Annotated in this window: 15 protein-coding genes and 1 riboswitch; of the genes, 5 read left to right on the forward strand and 10 right to left on the reverse strand. The window is 74.1% G+C overall.

What is annotated here, in order from left to right:
• Positions 1-114 precede the first annotated feature (114 nt).
• Positions 115-801, forward strand: a complete 687-nt coding sequence (locus tag ABEB06_RS07860) for a hypothetical protein (RefSeq protein ID WP_345696083.1) — start codon at positions 115-117, stop codon at positions 799-801.
• A gap of 154 nt (positions 802-955) precedes the next feature.
• On the forward strand, positions 956-1,144 hold the full coding sequence (locus ABEB06_RS07865; protein WP_345696084.1) for a DUF5999 family protein: 189 nt from the start codon (positions 956-958) through the stop codon (positions 1,142-1,144).
• A gap of 53 nt (positions 1,145-1,197) precedes the next feature.
• On the opposite strand, the gene gcvP is transcribed toward ABEB06_RS07865, so the two are convergent.
• Entirely contained in the window at positions 1,198-4,068 is a 2,871-nt protein-coding gene (gcvP, locus tag ABEB06_RS07870; RefSeq protein ID WP_345696085.1) for an aminomethyl-transferring glycine dehydrogenase, read from the reverse strand.
• A gap of 226 nt (positions 4,069-4,294) precedes the next feature.
• Positions 4,295-4,402, reverse strand: a riboswitch (glycine riboswitch).
• Between the two features lie 189 nt (positions 4,403-4,591).
• Here gcvP and ABEB06_RS07875 point away from each other — a divergent pair.
• The gene (locus ABEB06_RS07875) at positions 4,592-5,815 is read left to right on the forward strand and encodes a PRC and DUF2382 domain-containing protein (RefSeq protein WP_345696086.1); all 1,224 of its coding nucleotides are present in this window, start codon (positions 4,592-4,594) and stop codon (positions 5,813-5,815) included.
• Positions 5,816-5,969: 154 nt separating this feature from the next.
• Positions 5,970-7,442 (forward strand): MFS transporter, encoded by a 1,473-nt coding sequence (locus tag ABEB06_RS07880; RefSeq protein WP_345696087.1) that lies wholly within the window; start codon positions 5,970-5,972, stop codon positions 7,440-7,442.
• Between the two features lie 159 nt (positions 7,443-7,601).
• Here the strand turns inward: ABEB06_RS07880 and ABEB06_RS07885 are convergent, their stop codons facing one another.
• Genes ABEB06_RS07885 through ABEB06_RS07900 form a run of 4 tightly spaced genes read right to left on the reverse strand, consistent with a single transcriptional unit; the run spans position 7,602 to position 11,664 of the window.
• The gene (locus tag ABEB06_RS07885; protein ID WP_345696088.1) at positions 7,602-8,138 is read right to left on the reverse strand and encodes a hypothetical protein; all 537 of its coding nucleotides are present in this window, start codon (positions 8,136-8,138) and stop codon (positions 7,602-7,604) included.
• Between the two features lie 20 nt (positions 8,139-8,158).
• The gene (locus tag ABEB06_RS07890; protein WP_345696089.1) at positions 8,159-8,722 is read right to left on the reverse strand and encodes a hypothetical protein; all 564 of its coding nucleotides are present in this window, start codon (positions 8,720-8,722) and stop codon (positions 8,159-8,161) included.
• Between the two features lie 43 nt (positions 8,723-8,765).
• On the reverse strand, positions 8,766-10,145 hold the full coding sequence (locus ABEB06_RS07895) for a DNA polymerase IV (protein WP_345701764.1): 1,380 nt from the start codon (positions 10,143-10,145) through the stop codon (positions 8,766-8,768).
• A gap of 55 nt (positions 10,146-10,200) precedes the next feature.
• Entirely contained in the window at positions 10,201-11,664 is a 1,464-nt protein-coding gene (locus ABEB06_RS07900; protein WP_345696090.1) for an MFS transporter, read from the reverse strand.
• A 115-nt stretch (positions 11,665-11,779) separates the two neighbouring features.
• On the opposite strand from ABEB06_RS07900, the gene ABEB06_RS07905 reads away from it, so the two are divergent.
• On the forward strand, positions 11,780-12,796 hold the full coding sequence (locus ABEB06_RS07905; protein ID WP_345696091.1) for an AsnC family transcriptional regulator: 1,017 nt from the start codon (positions 11,780-11,782) through the stop codon (positions 12,794-12,796).
• Here the strand turns inward: ABEB06_RS07905 and ABEB06_RS07910 are convergent.
• The 5 genes from ABEB06_RS07910 to ABEB06_RS07930 form a co-directional block, all read right to left on the reverse strand.
• The gene (locus ABEB06_RS07910) at positions 12,774-13,487 is read right to left on the reverse strand and encodes a SanA/YdcF family protein (RefSeq protein WP_425559765.1); all 714 of its coding nucleotides are present in this window, start codon (positions 13,485-13,487) and stop codon (positions 12,774-12,776) included. The two genes, ABEB06_RS07905 and ABEB06_RS07910, sit on opposite strands and share 23 nt — an antisense overlap.
• Positions 13,488-13,542: 55 nt before the next feature.
• A complete protein-coding gene (locus ABEB06_RS07915) occupies positions 13,543-14,223 on the reverse strand; it encodes a MerR family transcriptional regulator (RefSeq protein WP_345696092.1) in 681 nt (226 codons plus the stop codon).
• 251 nt (positions 14,224-14,474) lie between these two features.
• Positions 14,475-14,948 (reverse strand): bifunctional nuclease family protein, encoded by a 474-nt coding sequence (locus ABEB06_RS07920; protein WP_345696093.1) that lies wholly within the window; start codon positions 14,946-14,948, stop codon positions 14,475-14,477.
• A 63-nt stretch (positions 14,949-15,011) separates the two neighbouring features.
• Entirely contained in the window at positions 15,012-15,755 is a 744-nt protein-coding gene (gene ftsR / locus ABEB06_RS07925; protein ID WP_345701766.1) for a transcriptional regulator FtsR, read from the reverse strand.
• 63 nt (positions 15,756-15,818) lie between these two features.
• The gene (locus tag ABEB06_RS07930) at positions 15,819-16,709 is read right to left on the reverse strand and encodes a double zinc ribbon and FHA domain-containing protein (RefSeq protein ID WP_345696094.1); all 891 of its coding nucleotides are present in this window, start codon (positions 16,707-16,709) and stop codon (positions 15,819-15,821) included.
• Between the last annotated feature and the right edge of the window lie 104 nt (positions 16,710-16,813).

The raw sequence follows: 16,813 nt of genomic DNA on the forward strand, positions 1-16,813 counted from the left end.
GGCGATCACGCCCAACCGGACACGGCCCAGGTCCCCTTCACACCGACGCCCCGCCGGTATGCCGCACTCGCACGCCGATCTCGCACGGAGAGGCGACTCCACATGACCTTGCACATGCTTCAGCCACCGCCCAGCGCGCTGCGCGCGGTCCACGCCGCGCTCGGCTCCCAGGACGCGCTGCGCCAACCGGCCGCCGCCGTCCTGCGCCACGGCCCCGGCCCGCTGCTGCCGGCCCACCCACTGGCGGTGTACGTGCTGGACGGCCCGGACGGCCGGCTGGCCGGCGCGCGCCGCACCGGGTGGCGGTTCCTGGTGCGGCACACCGCCAAGGCCGCCGATCCGGCGGCGGACGGGCCGGTGCGCGAGTCGCTGGGGCGCGACGGGCTGGGGCCGGACGGGCCGGGCGAGGTGCTGGCCGCGGCCGAGGTGGTGGAGACCGCCGAGGGGCACGCCTTCTCGCACTTCACCGCCGGCCCCTACCTGGACTCCACGGTGCGGGCGCTTCGCCAGGCCTGGCAGCTGGTCCAGGGCGGGCACACCCGCCTGCAGCCACGGCTGCTGTCGATGCCCGGGCACTATGCGACCGCCCTGTGGCTGCACGGCAGCACGCCGGGCGAGGACCTGCTGATCCCGCTCGCCCCGGCGCCGCTCGGGGTGACCGCGCACCAGGTCTATCCGGCGGCCGAGCTGCTCGCCCGGCTGGAGCCCACCGGTTCGGGCCATCCGGGCATGACCCGGCCGGGCCAGGGCGGCATGGCCCAGCTGTGCGCGACTTCGACGAGTAGCCATCCGGCCGGGTGATCTCGGGCCCTCATCTGTGGCGCATGTCACCAAATGGCTGCGCTCGGGCCTCGGTATGCCGACACTGGGAACCAGCGGCGGAGGGGGCACTGTCCTACCCACCGTGGAGCCGGTTCACACCCGAACCGGACGGCGAACCGAGCGAGGTACGACGATGTGCCAGCACCGACCCGAGTGTCCTTCGGCGGAGTCCCCCGACCGTGAGGCGGCCGCCGTGGCCGCCTCCCACCCCGACCAGGGGTGGAGCCTGCTCTGCAACGGCGTCCTGATCTTCGAGGACACCGGCGAGCTGCTGCCCGACGGCAGCGTCATCGCGCCTCGACGACCGCTCGCCCTGGCGTAGGGAACACCGGAGGGGTGCGGGGCCGTCGGCCCCGCACCCCTCCGGTTTCACCCTCAGGCGTCGTACTCGTCCAGCGGCGGGCACGAGCAGACCAGGTTGCGGTCGCCGTACGCGCCGTCGATGCGGCGCACCGGCGGCCAGTACTTGTCCGCCGGGTTCACGCCGGCCGGGAAGACCGCCTCGTGGCGCGAGTAGGCGTGCTCCCACTCACCGGCCAGCGTCGCCGCCGTGTGCGGGGCGTTGGCCAGCGGGTTGTCGTCCTTCGGCCAGGCGCCCGTGCCGACCTTCTCGATCTCCGCGCGGATCGCGATCATGGTGTCGCAGAAGCGGTCGATCTCGTGCAGGTCCTCGGACTCGGTCGGCTCGATCATCAGCGTGCCGGCCACCGGGAACGACATGGTCGGCGCGTGGAAGCCGTAGTCGATCAGGCGCTTGGCGATGTCGTCCACCGTCACGCCCGTCTCCTTGGTGAGCGGGCGCAGGTCGATGATGCACTCGTGCGCGACCAGGCCGCCGGGGCCGGTGTAGAGCACCGGGAAGTGCGGGGCCAGGCGCTTGGCGATGTAGTTGGCGTTCAGCACCGCGACCTGGGTGGCGCGCTTGAGGCCCTCGCCGCCCATCAGGCGCACGTACGCCCAGGAGATCGGCAGGATGGCGGCCGAGCCCCACGGGGCGGCCGAGATCGGGCCGACACCGGTGGCCGGGCCGGCCTCCGCCTGCAGCGGGTGGTTGGGCAGGTACGGCGCGAGGTGCGCGCGGACCGCGACCGGGCCGACGCCCGGGCCGCCGCCGCCGTGCGGGATGCAGAAGGTCTTGTGCAGGTTCAGGTGCGAGACGTCCGCGCCGAACTTGCCCGGCTTGGCCAGGCCGACCAGGGCGTTCAGGTTGGCGCCGTCGACGTACACCTGGCCGCCGGCCTCGTGCACCATGGCGCAGATCTCGGTGATCTCGGTCTCGTACACGCCGTGGGTGGACGGGTAGGTGACCATCAGGACCGAGAGCTGGTCGCGGTGCTGCTCGATCTTGGCCTTCAGGTCCTCGACGTCCACGTCGCCGTCGACCAGGGTCTTCACCACGACGACCCGCATGCCGGCCATCGCGGCGGAGGCCGCGTTGGTGCCGTGCGCGGAGGACGGGATCAGGCAGACGTCGCGCTGGGTGTCGCCGTTGGCCAGGTGGTAGGCGCGGACGGCCAGCAGGCCGGCCAGCTCGCCCTGGGAGCCGGCGTTCGGCTGGATGGAGACCGCGTCGTAGCCGGTCACCTCGACCAGCTGCTGCTCCAGCTCGCGGATCAGGGTGAGGTAGCCCGCCGCCTGGTCGACCGGGGCGAAGGGGTGCAGCTGGCCGAACTCCGGCCAGGTCACCGGCTCCATCTCGGTGGTCGCGTTGAGCTTCATGGTGCAGGAGCCCAGCGGGATCATGCCGCGGTCCAGCGCGTAGTCGCGGTCCGACAGGCGGCGCAGGTAGCGCAGCATGGCGGTCTCGGAGCGGTGACTGTGGAAGACCGGGTGGGTCAGGTACTCGTCGGAGCGCAGCAGCGCCTCCGGCAGGGCCTCCGCGTCCTCGGCGATCTCGGCGGTCACGCCGAAGGCGGCGAAGACCGAGGCCAGGTGCTCGCGGGTGGTGGTCTCGTCGCAGGAGACCGAGACGGTGTCCTCGTCGACCTGGAAGAGGTTGACGCCCTCGGCGAGCGCGCCGGCGACCACGGCGGCGGCCCGGCCCGGGACGCGCGCGGTGACGGTGTCGAAGAACGACTCGTGCGCCAGCTCCACGCCGCCCGCGCGCAGGCCGGCGGCGAGCGCCGCGGCGTAGCGGTGGGTGCGGCGGGCGATGTCCGCCAGGCCGTCCGGGCCGTGGTAGACGGCGTACATGGAGGCCATCACGGCCAGCAGCACCTGGGCGGTGCAGATGTTGGAGGTGGCCTTCTCGCGGCGGATGTGCTGCTCGCGGGTCTGCAGGGCCAGGCGGTAGGCGCGGTGGCCGTCCGCGTCGACCGAGACGCCGACCAGGCGGCCGGGCAGGTTGCGGGCGTACGCGGCGCGGACCGCGAGGTAGCCGGCGTGCGGGCCGCCGAAGCCCATCGGGACGCCGAAGCGCTGCGAGGTGCCGCAGGCGATGTCGGCCCCCAGCTCGCCCGGGGACTTCAGCAGGGTCAGGGCCAGCAGGTCGGCGGCGACCGCGACGACCGCGCCCAGCTCGTGGGCCCGGTCGATCAGCGGCTTGAGGTCGCGGACCGCACCGGAGGCGCCCGGGTACTGCACCAGCACGCCGAAGACGCCGCGCTCGGCGACCTCCGCCGGGATGCCGTTCGACAGGTCGGCGACGACCACCTCGACACCGGTCGGCTCGGCGCGGGTCTCGATCACCGCGATGGTCTGCGGCAGCGAGTCGGCGTCGACCAGGAAGACGCCGCCCTTGACCTTGGTGACGCGGCGGGCCAGCGCCATCGCCTCGGCGGCCGCGGTGCCCTCGTCCAGCAGCGAGGAGCCGGAGGTGTCCAGGCCGGTCAGGTCGGCGACCAGGGTCTGGAAGTTGAGCAGCGCCTCCAGGCGGCCCTGCGAGATCTCCGGCTGGTACGGCGTGTACGCGGTGTACCAGGCCGGGTTCTCCAGCACGTTGCGCAGGATCACCGGCGGGGTGAAGGTGCCGTAGTACCCCAGGCCGATCATGGAGGTCAGCACGGAGTTGCGGCCGGCCAGCTCGCGCAGCTCGGCGAGCACCTGGGCCTCGGAGCGGCCGGCCGGCAGGCCCAGCGCGGTGAGGCTGCGGATGGCGGCGGGGACGGCGGCGTCGGACAGCTCGTCCAGGGAGCCGTAGCCGACCTGGGCCAGCATCTTGTCCTGCGCGGCGGCGTCGGGGCCGATGTGGCGGCCCTGGAAGGGACTGGCCTGCTCGAGCTCGGTGAGGGAAGGCTTGGCGTTCATGGGGGTCGGGGCCTCCTGGTCACGGACCGGCGGGGGTACGCATGCCGGTCCGGACGCCGTGGGAGCCGGAAAAGCAGACGAACCCGTCAGGCCTCCCCCTCTGTCATCGGTACCTGAGAGCTTCGCCGTGCCGGCGCCGTGAGGCGTCCCGTCGACTTGCACCGTCGGTGAGGGTGGTGCCGCCGGCTCCTGTGCCGACGGTCCTGCCCTGCTTTCCAGAGTGACCTGATCCCGTTCGGTACGGATGCCTGAGAGATTCCGGGGAGGAGTTGCTCCTTCGGCGCCCCGTGACACCCGCTCTCGCGGGGGCCGGGGACTCTCCCGAGCGGGCTCGGCGGTCGCCGCCCAGGGTACCAGCGCGAACGTTCCCGATCACCGGTCCGGCCCTGTGATCTGCCCCGGACGGCTGCGCCCCGCTCGCCGCTGTCCGATACATGCCGTTTCGTGTGAAGTGGTGGTCGGCCAGCTCCTCCGACCACCCCCTTTGACGGATCCTCAAGGAGCAGCAGGACTGGAGGACAGCGTGCAGACCGATATCGATCCGCGCGACCTGATCGGACACAAGGCGGTCGACCGGAACGGTGACAAGATCGGCACGGTCGACGAGGTGTACCTGGACGACGCGACCGGCGAACCGGAATGGGCCGCCGTGCGCACCGGGATCTTCGGCCGGGACGCCTTCGTCCCGCTGACCACCAGCGAATTCTCCGGGGACGAGCTGCGCGTCCCGTACGACAAGTCGCTGATCAAGGAATCCCCGGACTTCGGCGTGGGGCAGCACCTCTCCCCCGCCCAGGAGCTCGAGCTGTACCGCTACTACGGGCTGGACACCGGCAACGGCCGGCCCGTGCCGCCGACCGCGGCCAACGGCTCCCTCGCCGCGGAGCGGCCCGCCGACAAGTCCATGGACAAGCCCGTCGACCGGGACTTCGGCACCACCGCCCCGGTCTCCGCCGCGGCGGCGGCCCGGGCGGCCGGCGACCAGCACGCGCGGCACGCCCGGCCCGCCGTGAACCGCACCCTCGCCCCGCCGCCGGCCTACGCCGCGCCGGCCGAGCACAAGCCCCCGCAGGCCCAGGCGCAGGCGCAGGCCCAGGCGCAGCACCAGGCCCACGCCCGGACGGCGGACACCGGCGACGCGCCCGCCGCCCCGATCGAGATCACCTGCCGCGAGGAGCGGCTGGAGATCACCACCGAGTGGCACGAGCTGGGCACCGCCCGGCTGCGCAAGTACGTGACCAGCGAGCCGGTCGAGCGCCGGGTGCCGGTGGTGCGCGAGCGGGTGCGGGTGGAGCGCGTCCCGGTCACCGAGCAGGAGCGGGAGTCGCTCACCGACCAGGAGATCGCCGAGGCGATGGAGGAGGTGACCCTGCGCGAGGAGCGGCCGGTGGTGCGCAAGTACCTGGCCCCGATCGAGCGGGTGCGCCTGGTGGTGGAGCGGTACACCGAGGAGGAGGTGGTCCACGAGGAGCTGCGCCGCGAGCAGGTCGAGGTGCACGACTCGACGGCCGAGCCCGCCGCCGATCCCTCCGGCCGTGCCGCCGGCACCCGGCAGCACGCGGCCCCGCAGCCGGCGAACGGCGTCCAGCAGCACGCCGCGCAGCAGCTCGGCATCCAGCAGCCCACCCAGGCGCACCCCGCGCCGGCGGGCACCGTCCCGCTGTCGCACCCGGCGCCGCTGCACAACGGCCACCCCGACGCGGTGGCCGCGGCCGCGGTCCGGCCGGAGCCGCTGCGCCCGGCCTGATCCCCGCCGCCACCGGCCCCGGTCCGCTCCCCGCGGACCGGGGCCTCCGCTTTGCCAAAGCTTCACCCGGCGATATTTGACAGACTGAAGTATCTCCCTGCATGGTTACTTCAGCTGATTCACTATCGCCTGCCTGAAGAATGAGGAAGTCACCGTGAGCGAGGCATCACAGCCCACCGTCACGGCCGCCGCGCCGACCAGCGCCCGCGTGCTGCCCGCGCTGATCGTGGCCATGCTGGCCTTCACCGTGGTGCAGACCGCGGTCGTGCCGATCCTGCCCTCGCTCGCCAAGGAGCTGGACGTCTCCGGCTCCAGCATCACCTGGCTGATGACGGCGAACCTGCTCTCCGCCGCCGTGCTCACCCCGCTGCTCGGCCGCTTCGGCGACCTGCGCGGCCGCAAGCCGATGCTGCTGGTCTCGCTGGCCGGCCTGGTCGCCGGTTCGGCGCTCGCCGTCTCCACCCACTCCTTCACCTGGCTCGTGGTCGCCCGCGTCCTGCAGGGAGCCGGCGGCGGTGTGCTGCCGCTCGCGATCAGCATCGTCCGCGACGAGATGCCCCGCGAGAAGGTCACCGGCGGCGTCGCCGCCATCAGCGCCTCGATGGGCGTCGGTTCCGGCCTCGGCCTGGTCGCCACCGGCCTGCTGCTGGAGCACTGGAGCTACAAGTCGATCTTCTGGATGGGCCTGGCCTTCGGCCTGATCGCGGTCGGCCTGGTCGCCCTGCGCGTCCCCAAGGACCCGGTCGTCGACAAGAACGGCGGCGCCGACCCGCTCGGCGCGATCACCCTGGCCGGCTGGCTCTCCGCCCTGCTGATCGCCGTCAGCCAGGGCAACCACTGGGGCTGGACCTCCACCAAGACCCTCGGCCTGTTCGCCGTCGCCGCCGTGGTCGCCCTGATCTGGATCCTCATCGAGGTCAAGGTCAAGCACCCGCTGGTCGACATGAAGATGCTCTCCCGCCCGGCGGTCGCCTTCACCAACATCTCCGGCCTGCTCATCGGCTTCGGGATGTACGGCTCCTTCCTGCTGATCAGCAACTTCGCCCAGACCCCGGAGAAGCTGGCCCACTACGGCTTCACCGCCACCGTGCTGCACGCCGGCATCATGCTGCTGCCCTCCGCCCTCGGCTCGATGGTCGCCGCCCCGGTCGGCGCCCTGCTGATCGCCCGCCGCGGCCCCCGCCTGCCGCTGGTCCTCGGCGGCCTGCTCGGCTCCGCCGCCATGGTCTACCTCGCGGTGCGCCACGGCCACGAGATCGACATCTACCTCTCCTCGGCCGTCTTCGGCCTCGGCGTGGGCCTCGCCTACGCCGCCATGCCGGCCTACATCAACGGCGCCGTCCCGGCCGAGCAGAGCGGCATCGCCAACGGCATGAACGCCGTGCTGCGCACCGTCGGCGGCGCGATCGGCACCGCCGTGATGGGCGCCATCCTCACCGGCGACACCATGAAGCTCCCGATCCCGGTGCAGCTGCCCACCCTGGACGCGTACGAGCACGCCTTCTGGGTCGCCGCCGTGATGTGCCTGGTCGCCGCGCTGGTGCCGTTCGCCATCCGCCGGATCAAGCCCGTCGAGCCCGTCGCCGCCGAGCAGGCCGCGCCGCAGCTCGCCAAGACCGACGCCTGAGGTCTCCCCGACCAGGCGTCCTCCCCCGCCGGCCCCGGACAGGCCGGCGAGGAGACCGGGAGGCGTACGGCCCTGAGGGCATCGAGACCGTACGCCGTCCCGGCCGACAACCGGCCCCGCACCTCTGGACCAGGTGCGGGGCCGTTGCCGTTCCCGGTCTCAGCCGGCGGGCGGCACGTCCAGCTGCGCGGCCATCAGGTAGACCGTGTCGGAGGCCCGGTCGAAGAGCACGGTCGCCTTGCCCGCACGCACCAGGGCCGCCGTGAGCTCCTTCGACCCGACCCACTCCGCGCCCACCGGGGCGAACGCGGCCAGCGGTGCAGGGATCTCCTCCCAGTGGTCCCGGGCCTCCGGCGAGGTCCGTACCGGCGGCAGGGCCACCGGCCCGGTCCGGTACGGGCCGAGCACCCGCGCCACCCCGCCCGGCTCCAGCTCCAGGAACGCCTGGACGTACTCCTCCTTCGGGCCGAGCGCCCGGTGACCGGTGCCCTCGGCCGTCCAGTGCGCGGCCACCACCGGCCCGAACCGGGCCAGGGCCTTGCCCAGCCGCTCGTCCGTGAGCCCCTCGTGGACCCGCTTCTCGTCCTCGACGGCCTGCGCGGCAGCGTCCTCGATCGACCAACGGACCCACCCCGCGCCCGAGGCCAGGGCAGCCACCGCACCCGCGCCGACCCCCAGGAACACCCGACGGCGCATGACCCTCCTTCCGGCGGACCTCACGGCTGAACGGGGTACTGCGACGGGGGCGTCGTGGTCGCCTTGCCGTCCGGACCGGTCCCGACGTGCTCCATGTCCGGGTCGAAGAGGTTGTGCGCGCTCACGTACACCAGGTCCGCCCCGCGGTCGAAGAACAGCTCCGAACCCCGGGCCGTCAGCAGCCGCCGGTCGAGCTCCTCGCTGCGCACCCAGGACCCGCCGGCGGGGACGAACGGCTCCAGGAGCTTCGACACCCGGGGCAGCGCGGTCGCCGCCGTCCCGTGGCCGTCGAGCAGCCGTGCCACCTGCCCGGCCGCCACCTGCACGAACCCGTGGAAGTACGCGTCGATCGGCCCCATCGGCAGCCGGTCCCCGGGGAGGGCCGACGACCAGAGCGTCCAGTGGGCCGACACGACCGGGCCGAGCTGCGGCATGAGCCTCTTCACCGGCGCCAGGTCCGTCTCGACCTTCACCTCGGCGTCCCTCGCCGCGGATTGGAGCCGGAACTCCCGCTCCCGCCACCACCGCACCCCGGTCCCGGCCCCGAGCAGCGCGGCCGCCCCGAACCCGGATCCGATCAGCACCTGTCGACGACGCACCGGCCCCCCGATCAACGAACGATGCGGGTCATTCAACACCAGGCCGCAGCGGCAGCGGGCCCGAAGGCTCCAGCTCGGGGTCGTCGACGGCGAAGGTGCGCACCCGGCCGGGCGGGCCGTCCGGGGTCTCGAAGCGGACGGTGACCCGGCCGACGCCGCTGCCCTGCACCCAGCCGGGGCCGAGCTCCGCGTGGGTGACGTCCTGGCCCGGCCACCAGCGGCGGGCCGCCGGCGGCTCCTCGACCGCCGCCGCGACCGCCGGCTCCGGCTCGCTCTCCTCGCGTTCCTCCCGCTCGGCGCGCTCGGCCCGCTCCAGCTGGGCGAACAGGTCCTCCTGGGTGAAGTCGGCGAGCTGCGAGACGCCGACGCCGAGCAGCCGCACCCCGCCGGTGACGTCCACCTGCAGGGCCAGCCGCCGGGCGGTCGAGGCGATCACCTCCTCGTCGTCGGTCGGCCCGCGCAGCGTCTCCGAGCGGGTCAGCGTGGAGAAGTCGAAGCGCCGCACCTTGAGCACCACCGTCCGCCCGGAGCGCCCGGTGGCGTGCAGCCGCCGCACGCAGCGCGCCGCCAACTGGTCGATCTCGCGCAGGATCCGGTCCCGGTCGGCCAGGTCGACCTCGAAGGTGTCCTCCACCGACACCGACTTGGCGTCCCGGTCGGGCACCACCGGCCGGTCGTCGAGGCCGAGCGCCATCGCGTGGACGCCCGCGCCGTGCGCCCGCCCGAGCAGCCGCACCAGCTCCTCCGGCCCGGCGGCGGCGAGGTCGGCGACCGTGGCCAGCCCGGCGCGGCGCAGCGCCTGCTCGGTGGCCGGGCCGATGCCGGGCAGGGCCCGCACCGGCATCGGGCTGAGCACGTCCCGCTCGGTGCCGATGCCGACCAGCACCAGCCCGTCCGGCTTCGCCTGCTCGGAGGCGATCTTCGCCATCAGCTTGGACCCGGCCGCGCCGACCGAGGCGGTCAGCCCGGTGTGCTCGACGATGTCGGCCCGCAGGTCCTCGGCGACCGCCAGCACCAGCTGCGCGCCCTCGCCGGGCCCGGCGTCGCGCAGCGCCGGACCGTACGGCCCGGCCTCCAGGTCGACGAACGCCTCGTCCAGGCTGAGCGGCTCGACCAGCGGGGAGCGCTCGCGCAGCAGGGCCATCACGATCTCGCTGTTGCGCCGGTACGCCTCGAAGCGACCGGTGAGGAAGGCCGCGTTCGGGCAGAGCCGGCGGGCCTGCGCCATCGGCATCGCCGAGTGCACCCCGAACCTGCGCGCCTCGTACGAGGCGGTGGAGACCACGCCGCGCCCGCCGAGGCCGCCGACGACGACCGGCTTCCCGCGCAGGCTCGGCTTGGACGCCTGCTCCACCGCGGCGAAGAAGGCGTCCATGTCGAGGTGGATGATGCTCGGCACGGTCCGCACCCGTCGATCATCGCGCACGGGTACGACAGAGCGCCGTACCCGCCCGCCCGGCCGGTCAGCGCGCGCTGCCCGCCCCGACGCCGCCCGTCCCGACCCCGCCCGCTCCACCCGCTCCGACCGCGGCCGTCGAGGTGGCCGCGGCCGCCCCGGCGGCCGGGCGGACGGTCGCCAGGACCAGCACCCCGGCCGCCAGACCCGCGCAGCCCGCGACCAGGTAGACCCGGTCCAGCCCGGCCGCGAACGCCACGTGCGGGTCGACGGCCCCGGCGAAGTCCCGCAGCCGGTCCTGGAAGACCGTGCCGAGCACCGCGATCCCGAGCGCGAAGCCGAGCTGCCGCCCGGTGCTGACCACCCCGGCCGCCATGCCGGCCCGCTGCGGCTCCACCGCCGCCAGCGCACCGGACATCAGCGAGGGCGTCGCCAGCCCGACCCCGACACCGGTGACCAGCAGGCCCGGCACCAGCACCGCCCAGCCCGAACCCGGGCCGACCAGGCGGAGCACCAGCGTCCCGGCGCCGATCAGCAGCAGCCCGTACCCGACCGGCCGCCGCGGCGCGGCCTGCGGGAAGAGCCGGGCGCCGAGCGGCGCCACCACGAACGCCGACGCCGCCAGCGGGCACACCACGAGCCCCGCCCCCAGCGGCCCGAGGCCGAGCACCTGCTGCAGCCACAGCGAGGTGTAGGTGAGCTGCGCGAACGCGCCGGCCGTCAGCAGCAGGCCGCCCAGCGTCAGGCCGAGGAAACCGCGGTTGCGCAGCAGCGCCAGGTCCAGCAGCGGCCGCTCCGCCCGCCGCTCGACCAGGACGAACCCGGCCAGCGCCAGTGCGGCGCCGGCCAGCGGGACGAGCACCCGCGGGCTGTCCCAGCCGCGCTCGCCGCTCTCGATCAGGCCGTACACCAGCGCCGCGCCGAACCCGGTGAACAGCGCCGCGCCCGCCAGGTCGAAGCGACCGCCGCCGGCCCGCGACGCCTGCGCGGGGACGGTCGCCCGGGTCAGCAGCACCGCGGCCGCCGCGACCGGCACGTTCACCAGGAAGATCGACCGCCAGCCGAAGCCGTCGGTGAGCAGCCCGCCGAGCACCGGCCCGACCGCCGCCGCGGCGCCGTTGACCGCGCCCCACACGCCGAAGGCCACACCGCGCTCGCGCCCGCGGTACGCGGCGCCGATCAGCGCGGTGGTGGAGGTCATCATGGCGGCCCCGCCGACGCCCTGCGCGGCGCGGGCCGCGATCAGCGTCCCGGTGCCCGGGGCCAGCGCGCAGCCGAGCGAGGCGGCGGCGAAGACCACCAGCCCCAGCAGGTACAGCCGGCGGTGGCCGACCCGGTCGCCGAGCGAGCCGAGCGCCATCAGCAGCGCGGCCAGCACCAGGGCGTACACGTCGACCACCCACTGCAGGGCGGTGAACGAGGAGTCGAGGTCGGCGGACATCTGCGGCAGGGCGACGTTCACGATGCTGACGTCGACCAGCAGCATGAACGCCCCCAGGCTGATCGCGGCCAGGGGGATCCACGTGCGCATGGCGGGGCCTCCGGTGGGTCGTAGGAATTCCTCCACACCATCGCGCCCCCGCCCGTCGAACCCCCACCCGCCCGCCGGATTCCGTAGGATTCCGACACCCACTAGCCTTCTCCCCGTGGAATCCGACAGCTACGACCTCCTGGACCGGCAGCTCGCGCACGCCCTCCAACTGAACGGCCGCGCCCCGTTCAGCCGGATCGCCCGCGCCCTGGGCGTCTCCGACCAGACGGTGGCCCGCCGATACGCCCGCCTGGTCGGCACGGGCGCGCTGCGGGTGCTCGGCCTCTCCGCGCCGCACGCCCTGGGCGAGGAGCGCTGGCTGCTCCGGGTGCAGTGCACCCCGGACGCGGCCGGCGCCCTCGCCGAGGCGCTGGCCCGCCGCGAGGACACCACCTGGGTCGGCCTGAGCGCCGGCGGCACCGAGATCAACTGCGGCACCCGCTTCCACCCCGACCAGCAGGACGGCACCCTGCTCCTGCAACGGCTGCCGCGCACCCCGAGCGTGGTCGGGGTGACCGCCCAGTGCGTGATCCACACCTTCTTCGGCGGCGCGCAGGGCCTGGCGATCAAGTCCGGCGCGCTCACCGCCGAGCAGGTCGCCCTGCTGCTGGACGAAGCACCCGCCCCCACCGGCCCCCCGCCCGTCCTGGAGCGCACGGACCGCCGGCTGCTGGACGCACTGGCCGTCGACGGCCGGGCCAACCTCACCGACCTGGCCGCCGCCACCGGCTGGTCCGCCGCCACCGTCCGCCGCCGGATGGACGAACTGGAGCGGCACGGCGCCCTCTACTACGACCTCGACCTGGACTGGCGGGTGTTCGGCCTGCGCACCACCGCCCTGCTGTGGCTGTCCGTCCCGCCCTCCCGGCTGGCCGCCACCGGCGAGGCGCTGGCCGCCCACCCCGAGCTCGCCTTCGTCTGCGCCACCACCGGCCCCACCAACCTGCACGCCGTGCTGCTCTGCCCCGACGTGCGGTCCGTCTACACCTACCTGACCACCCGGATCGCCGCCCTCGACGCCGTCGACCGGGTGGAGAGCGCCCCGGTGCTGCGCACCGTCAAGGGCCCCGGCCCGTTCCGCCGGCCGCCCACCCGCGCCGCCCGCCCGGCTACTGCTCCAGCGCCCGGCTGATCCCGTCCTCGTGCGGCCCGAGGAACGTCGGGTCGCTGCGGAGCACCGTGTTCAGCAGCGCCTTGCCGGCACCGGGGATCTCCCGGAACCCCCCGTAGTACCAGGTGATGTCGTGCCACTCCTCCACCCCGACGCCGTACGAGTCGATGCCGGCCGCCTCGCACAGCGCCAGCGCCCGGCGCACGTGGAAGGTCTGGCTGACCAGCAGCGCCCGGTCCACGCCGAAGATCCGGCGCGCCCGGGTGCAGGAGTCCCAGGTGTCGAAGCCCGCGTAGTCGCCGACCACCTTCACCGCGGGCACGCCCCGGTCGATCAGGTAGCCGCGCATCGTGTCGGTCTCGTCGTAGTCGGTGCGGCCGTTGTCGCCGGTCACCAGGATCGCCCGGACCTTGTGCTGCCGGTACAGCTCCAGCGCCGCGTCCAGCCGGTGCGCCAGGTACGGCGACGGCTCGGTGCCGAACAGCCCCGCGCCGAAGACCACCGCGACCGGCGCCTGCGGCGCGCTCTCCACCGTCCCCACCCGGCCGTCCGAACCGGACCACAGCCAGGCGCTCGGCGCCAGCGCCAGCGCGCTCAGCGCCACCACGGCCTGGAACCAGCGCCGCTGACCCCGCCGGCCGGCCGGCCCCGCCGGACGCCACCTGACCAGCCACCACGCCGCCCGCCGCACCTGCCCGGCCCGACGCCGCACCACCCCAGTGATCCTCACACCAGCCCCGACGACTCCGGCCGCCGAACGGTTGCGGCTATCCCGCGCGGTTGCGGCGCTGCGCCAGCTCGTCCGCCGGGTCGTGGCCGACCACCGTCTCGCCGGTGTCGGTGCGCTCCGCGTGCAGCCGGCTCAGCGCCGCCTCCAGCTCCTGCCACACCGCGCCGACGCCGATCCCGAACACGCCCTGCCCGCCGCCCAGCAGGTCGACCACCTGCTGCGGCGAGGTGCACTCGTAGACCGTCGCGCCGTCGCACATCAGGGTCATCCCGGCCAGGTCCGCCTGCTCGGCCTGCTGCAGGTGGGTGACCGCCACCCGGATGTTCTGCAGCGACACGCCGGCGTCCAGCAGCCGCTTCACGATCTTCAGCAGCAGGATGTCGCGGAAGCTGTACAGCCGCTGCGCGCCCGCCGCGTACACCGAGCGGACGCTCGGCTCCAGCAGGCCGGTGCGGGCCCAGTAGTCGAGTTGGCGGTAGGTGATGCCGGCGGCCGCGCACGCGGTCGGGCCGCGGTAGCCGACCAGCGCCGAGGTCGGCGCCAACCGCTCGATCGCCGGCGCCTCGGCCTGCACCGCGGGGAAGCGGCCCACCCGGGGCAGCTCCGGCTCCTCGGCCGGCTCCGGGCTCCACGGACGCCCGATCAGCCCCCGGCCGGCACGCGGCACATGCACGGCGCACAGGCCGCCCGAGGCCGTCTCGTCGCCGCTGCCGACCATCGCCGACCCTCCGTCCACTACTCCCGCGGGCCCGGGCCCGGTGGCCCGTCTGCCGGAGCCATCACCTGACGGTAGGCAGTCACTCGTAGACCGTCAACGATCGCCACGCCGACGCTCTCCGACAATGTCACTCGCGAGGGTGGTTTTTCGTGCCCCAAGTGCGGGTAGACGCCCACAATTTCGGCCTTCGCGACTTGCGGTGCCCCGCCCGCAGCACTAAGGGGTCACGGCTGACGGTCGCGACACGGCGACTACTGCGGGCCGCCCCCGAAGTCCTCCGGCGAGACCTGGTCGAGGAACTCGCGGAACTTCTCCACCTCGTCCTCCTGCTCGTCGGGGATCGAGATGCCCGCCTCCGCCAGCACGTCCTCGGCACCGAAGATCGGCGTGCCGGTGCGCAGCGCCAGCGCTATCGCGTCCGACGGCCGGGCACTGACCTCCACCCCGCCGGCGAAGACCAGCTCCGCGTAGAACACGCCGTCCCGCAGTTCGCTGATCCGCACCTCGGTGAGCTGGTGGCCGAGCGCGTCCAGCACGTCCTTGAAGAGGTCGTGCGTCAGCGGGCGCACCGGCGTCATCCCCTGCTGGGCGAAGGCGATCGCGGTCGCCTCGCCGGGGCCGATCCAGATCGGCAGGTACCGATCGCCCCCGACCTCCCGCAGCAGCACGATCGGCTGGTTGGAAGGCATCTCCACCCGGACACCCACGACGTCGAGCTCATTCACACTGGCAACCCTATGGCCCTCGGAGCCGATATGAAAGCGCAGCCGGTCGTCCCGGCGGCCGCCTCAGGGCCGCGCACGCAGCCCTGCCTGCACCATCGCCGCGTGCAGCCGCACCGACAGGGTGGCCAGTTCCCGCGCCGTCGCCTCGGCGTGCGCCCGGGTCTGCGGGTTGCGGTGCCGGCGCAGCGGCGCCACCACCTGCTCCACCAGGGCGACCTCCCGGTCGGCGGCCGCCTTCATCGCGCGCAGGTGCCGCGGCTCCAGCCCGTACCGGCCGAGCTCCGCCACCAACCGGGCGATCTGCAGCGCCTCGCCGTCGTAGCCGCCGTCCGGCCCGGCCGTGACCAGCCCGTACGACTCCCACTCGACCAGCTCGGCCTCGCCCGACTCGGCCGCGGCGATCAGCTCCGCCCGGCCCAGCCGCACCCCGGCCGACGCCCCGGAGGCCGCGACCAGCTCGCGGTCCGCCTCCTCCAGCGGGCCCGGCCGGGCCTCCGCGGGGGGCAGCGCCGGCGGCGCCTCCCCGCGCTCCATCGCGTCCAGGTGCTCCCTGATCACCCGCAGCGGCAGGTAGTGGTCGCGCTGCATGCGCAGCACGTACGCCAGCCGCTCCACGTCCGCCGGGCTGAACTTGCGGTAGCCCGACGGGGTGCGCTGCGGCTCGACCAGGCCCTCCGCCTCCAGGAAGCGGATCTTGGAGATGGTCACCTCGGGGAAGTCGTCCCGCAGGTGGGCCAGGACCGCACCGATGGAGAGCAGTTCGTCACCGCGCCGCCGGGCCTCACCCGCACGGCGGGAGGCCGGCACGGGCGGAGCACCGAGGGAGGTGGGTGTCTGTGGGGTCACGCGGGCTCCCGCCGAAGTCGTGGACTAGTACCCCCGGTGGTGGCCGGCGAAGTACACCAGGCGGTACTTGCCGATCTGCACCTCGTCGCCGTTGTTCAGCACGACCTCGTCGATCCGCTCCCGGTTGACGTAGGTGCCGTTGAGGCTGCCCACGTCCGCCACCGAGAAGCCGCCGCCCGCCTGCCGCCGGAACTCCACGTGCTTGCGGGAGACCGTGACGTCGTCCAGGAAGATGTCACCCTGCGGGTGACGACCGGCCGTGGTCTTGTCCGAGTCCAGCAGGAACCGGCTGCCCGCGTTCGGGCCGCGCAGCACGATCAGCAGCGCCGAACCCGGCGGCAGGGCGTCGATCGCCGCCATCACCTCGGCGGACAGCGCCGGCGTGGCACCGGTGTTGCCGGCCGAGGTCGCGTTCGGGTCGTACGACTCGATCCCGGAGATCGAAATGGTCGAGGTGGTCTCGGCCGCGCCCTCCGGCAGGCCGCGCAGGGCGGTGCCGCAGTTGGAGCAGAAACGGGCCGTCGCCGGGCTCTGGTGCCCGCACCGCGGGCACAGGCTCGTCCCAGCCATGTTCACAGCCTCCTGGCGCGGCACACCCGACTGGACGTGCCCGGCGTAGGGATCCGGGGCAAACCCTCCACCCGAGGTTGAGGGTCCTGACGCGAAACCTATGCGCGCGGTGCCCGCCGAATCAACCGACGCGCCGTACGCGTCGAAGGAACCCGTCGGGATGCCCGCGCCCTGGGTCGCGTTGTCGTCCCGGAACAGCGGGCGCTCCTCGTACTGGTCGCCCGTCGGCGCCGGACGCATCCCCGGCACGCCGGCCTCGTCCTCACGGCGGTGTCGCGCGGTCGGCGCCTCCACGGCCGCCGACTGGCGGTTGCTACGTCCGAACAGCTTCCCGAAAAAACTCACGGGCGAATCCCCTTGCGTGTGACAGACCCGCCCGCGGGGCAGGGTGAAGCCGACAGTATGACCCAGTGTGACCGACGGTAGGCGGCGACCCGCCACCGGGGGCG

Source organism: Kitasatospora terrestris, assembly GCF_039542905.1.
In the GTDB taxonomy this organism is placed as follows: Bacteria; Actinomycetota; Actinomycetes; order Streptomycetales; family Streptomycetaceae; genus Kitasatospora; species Kitasatospora terrestris.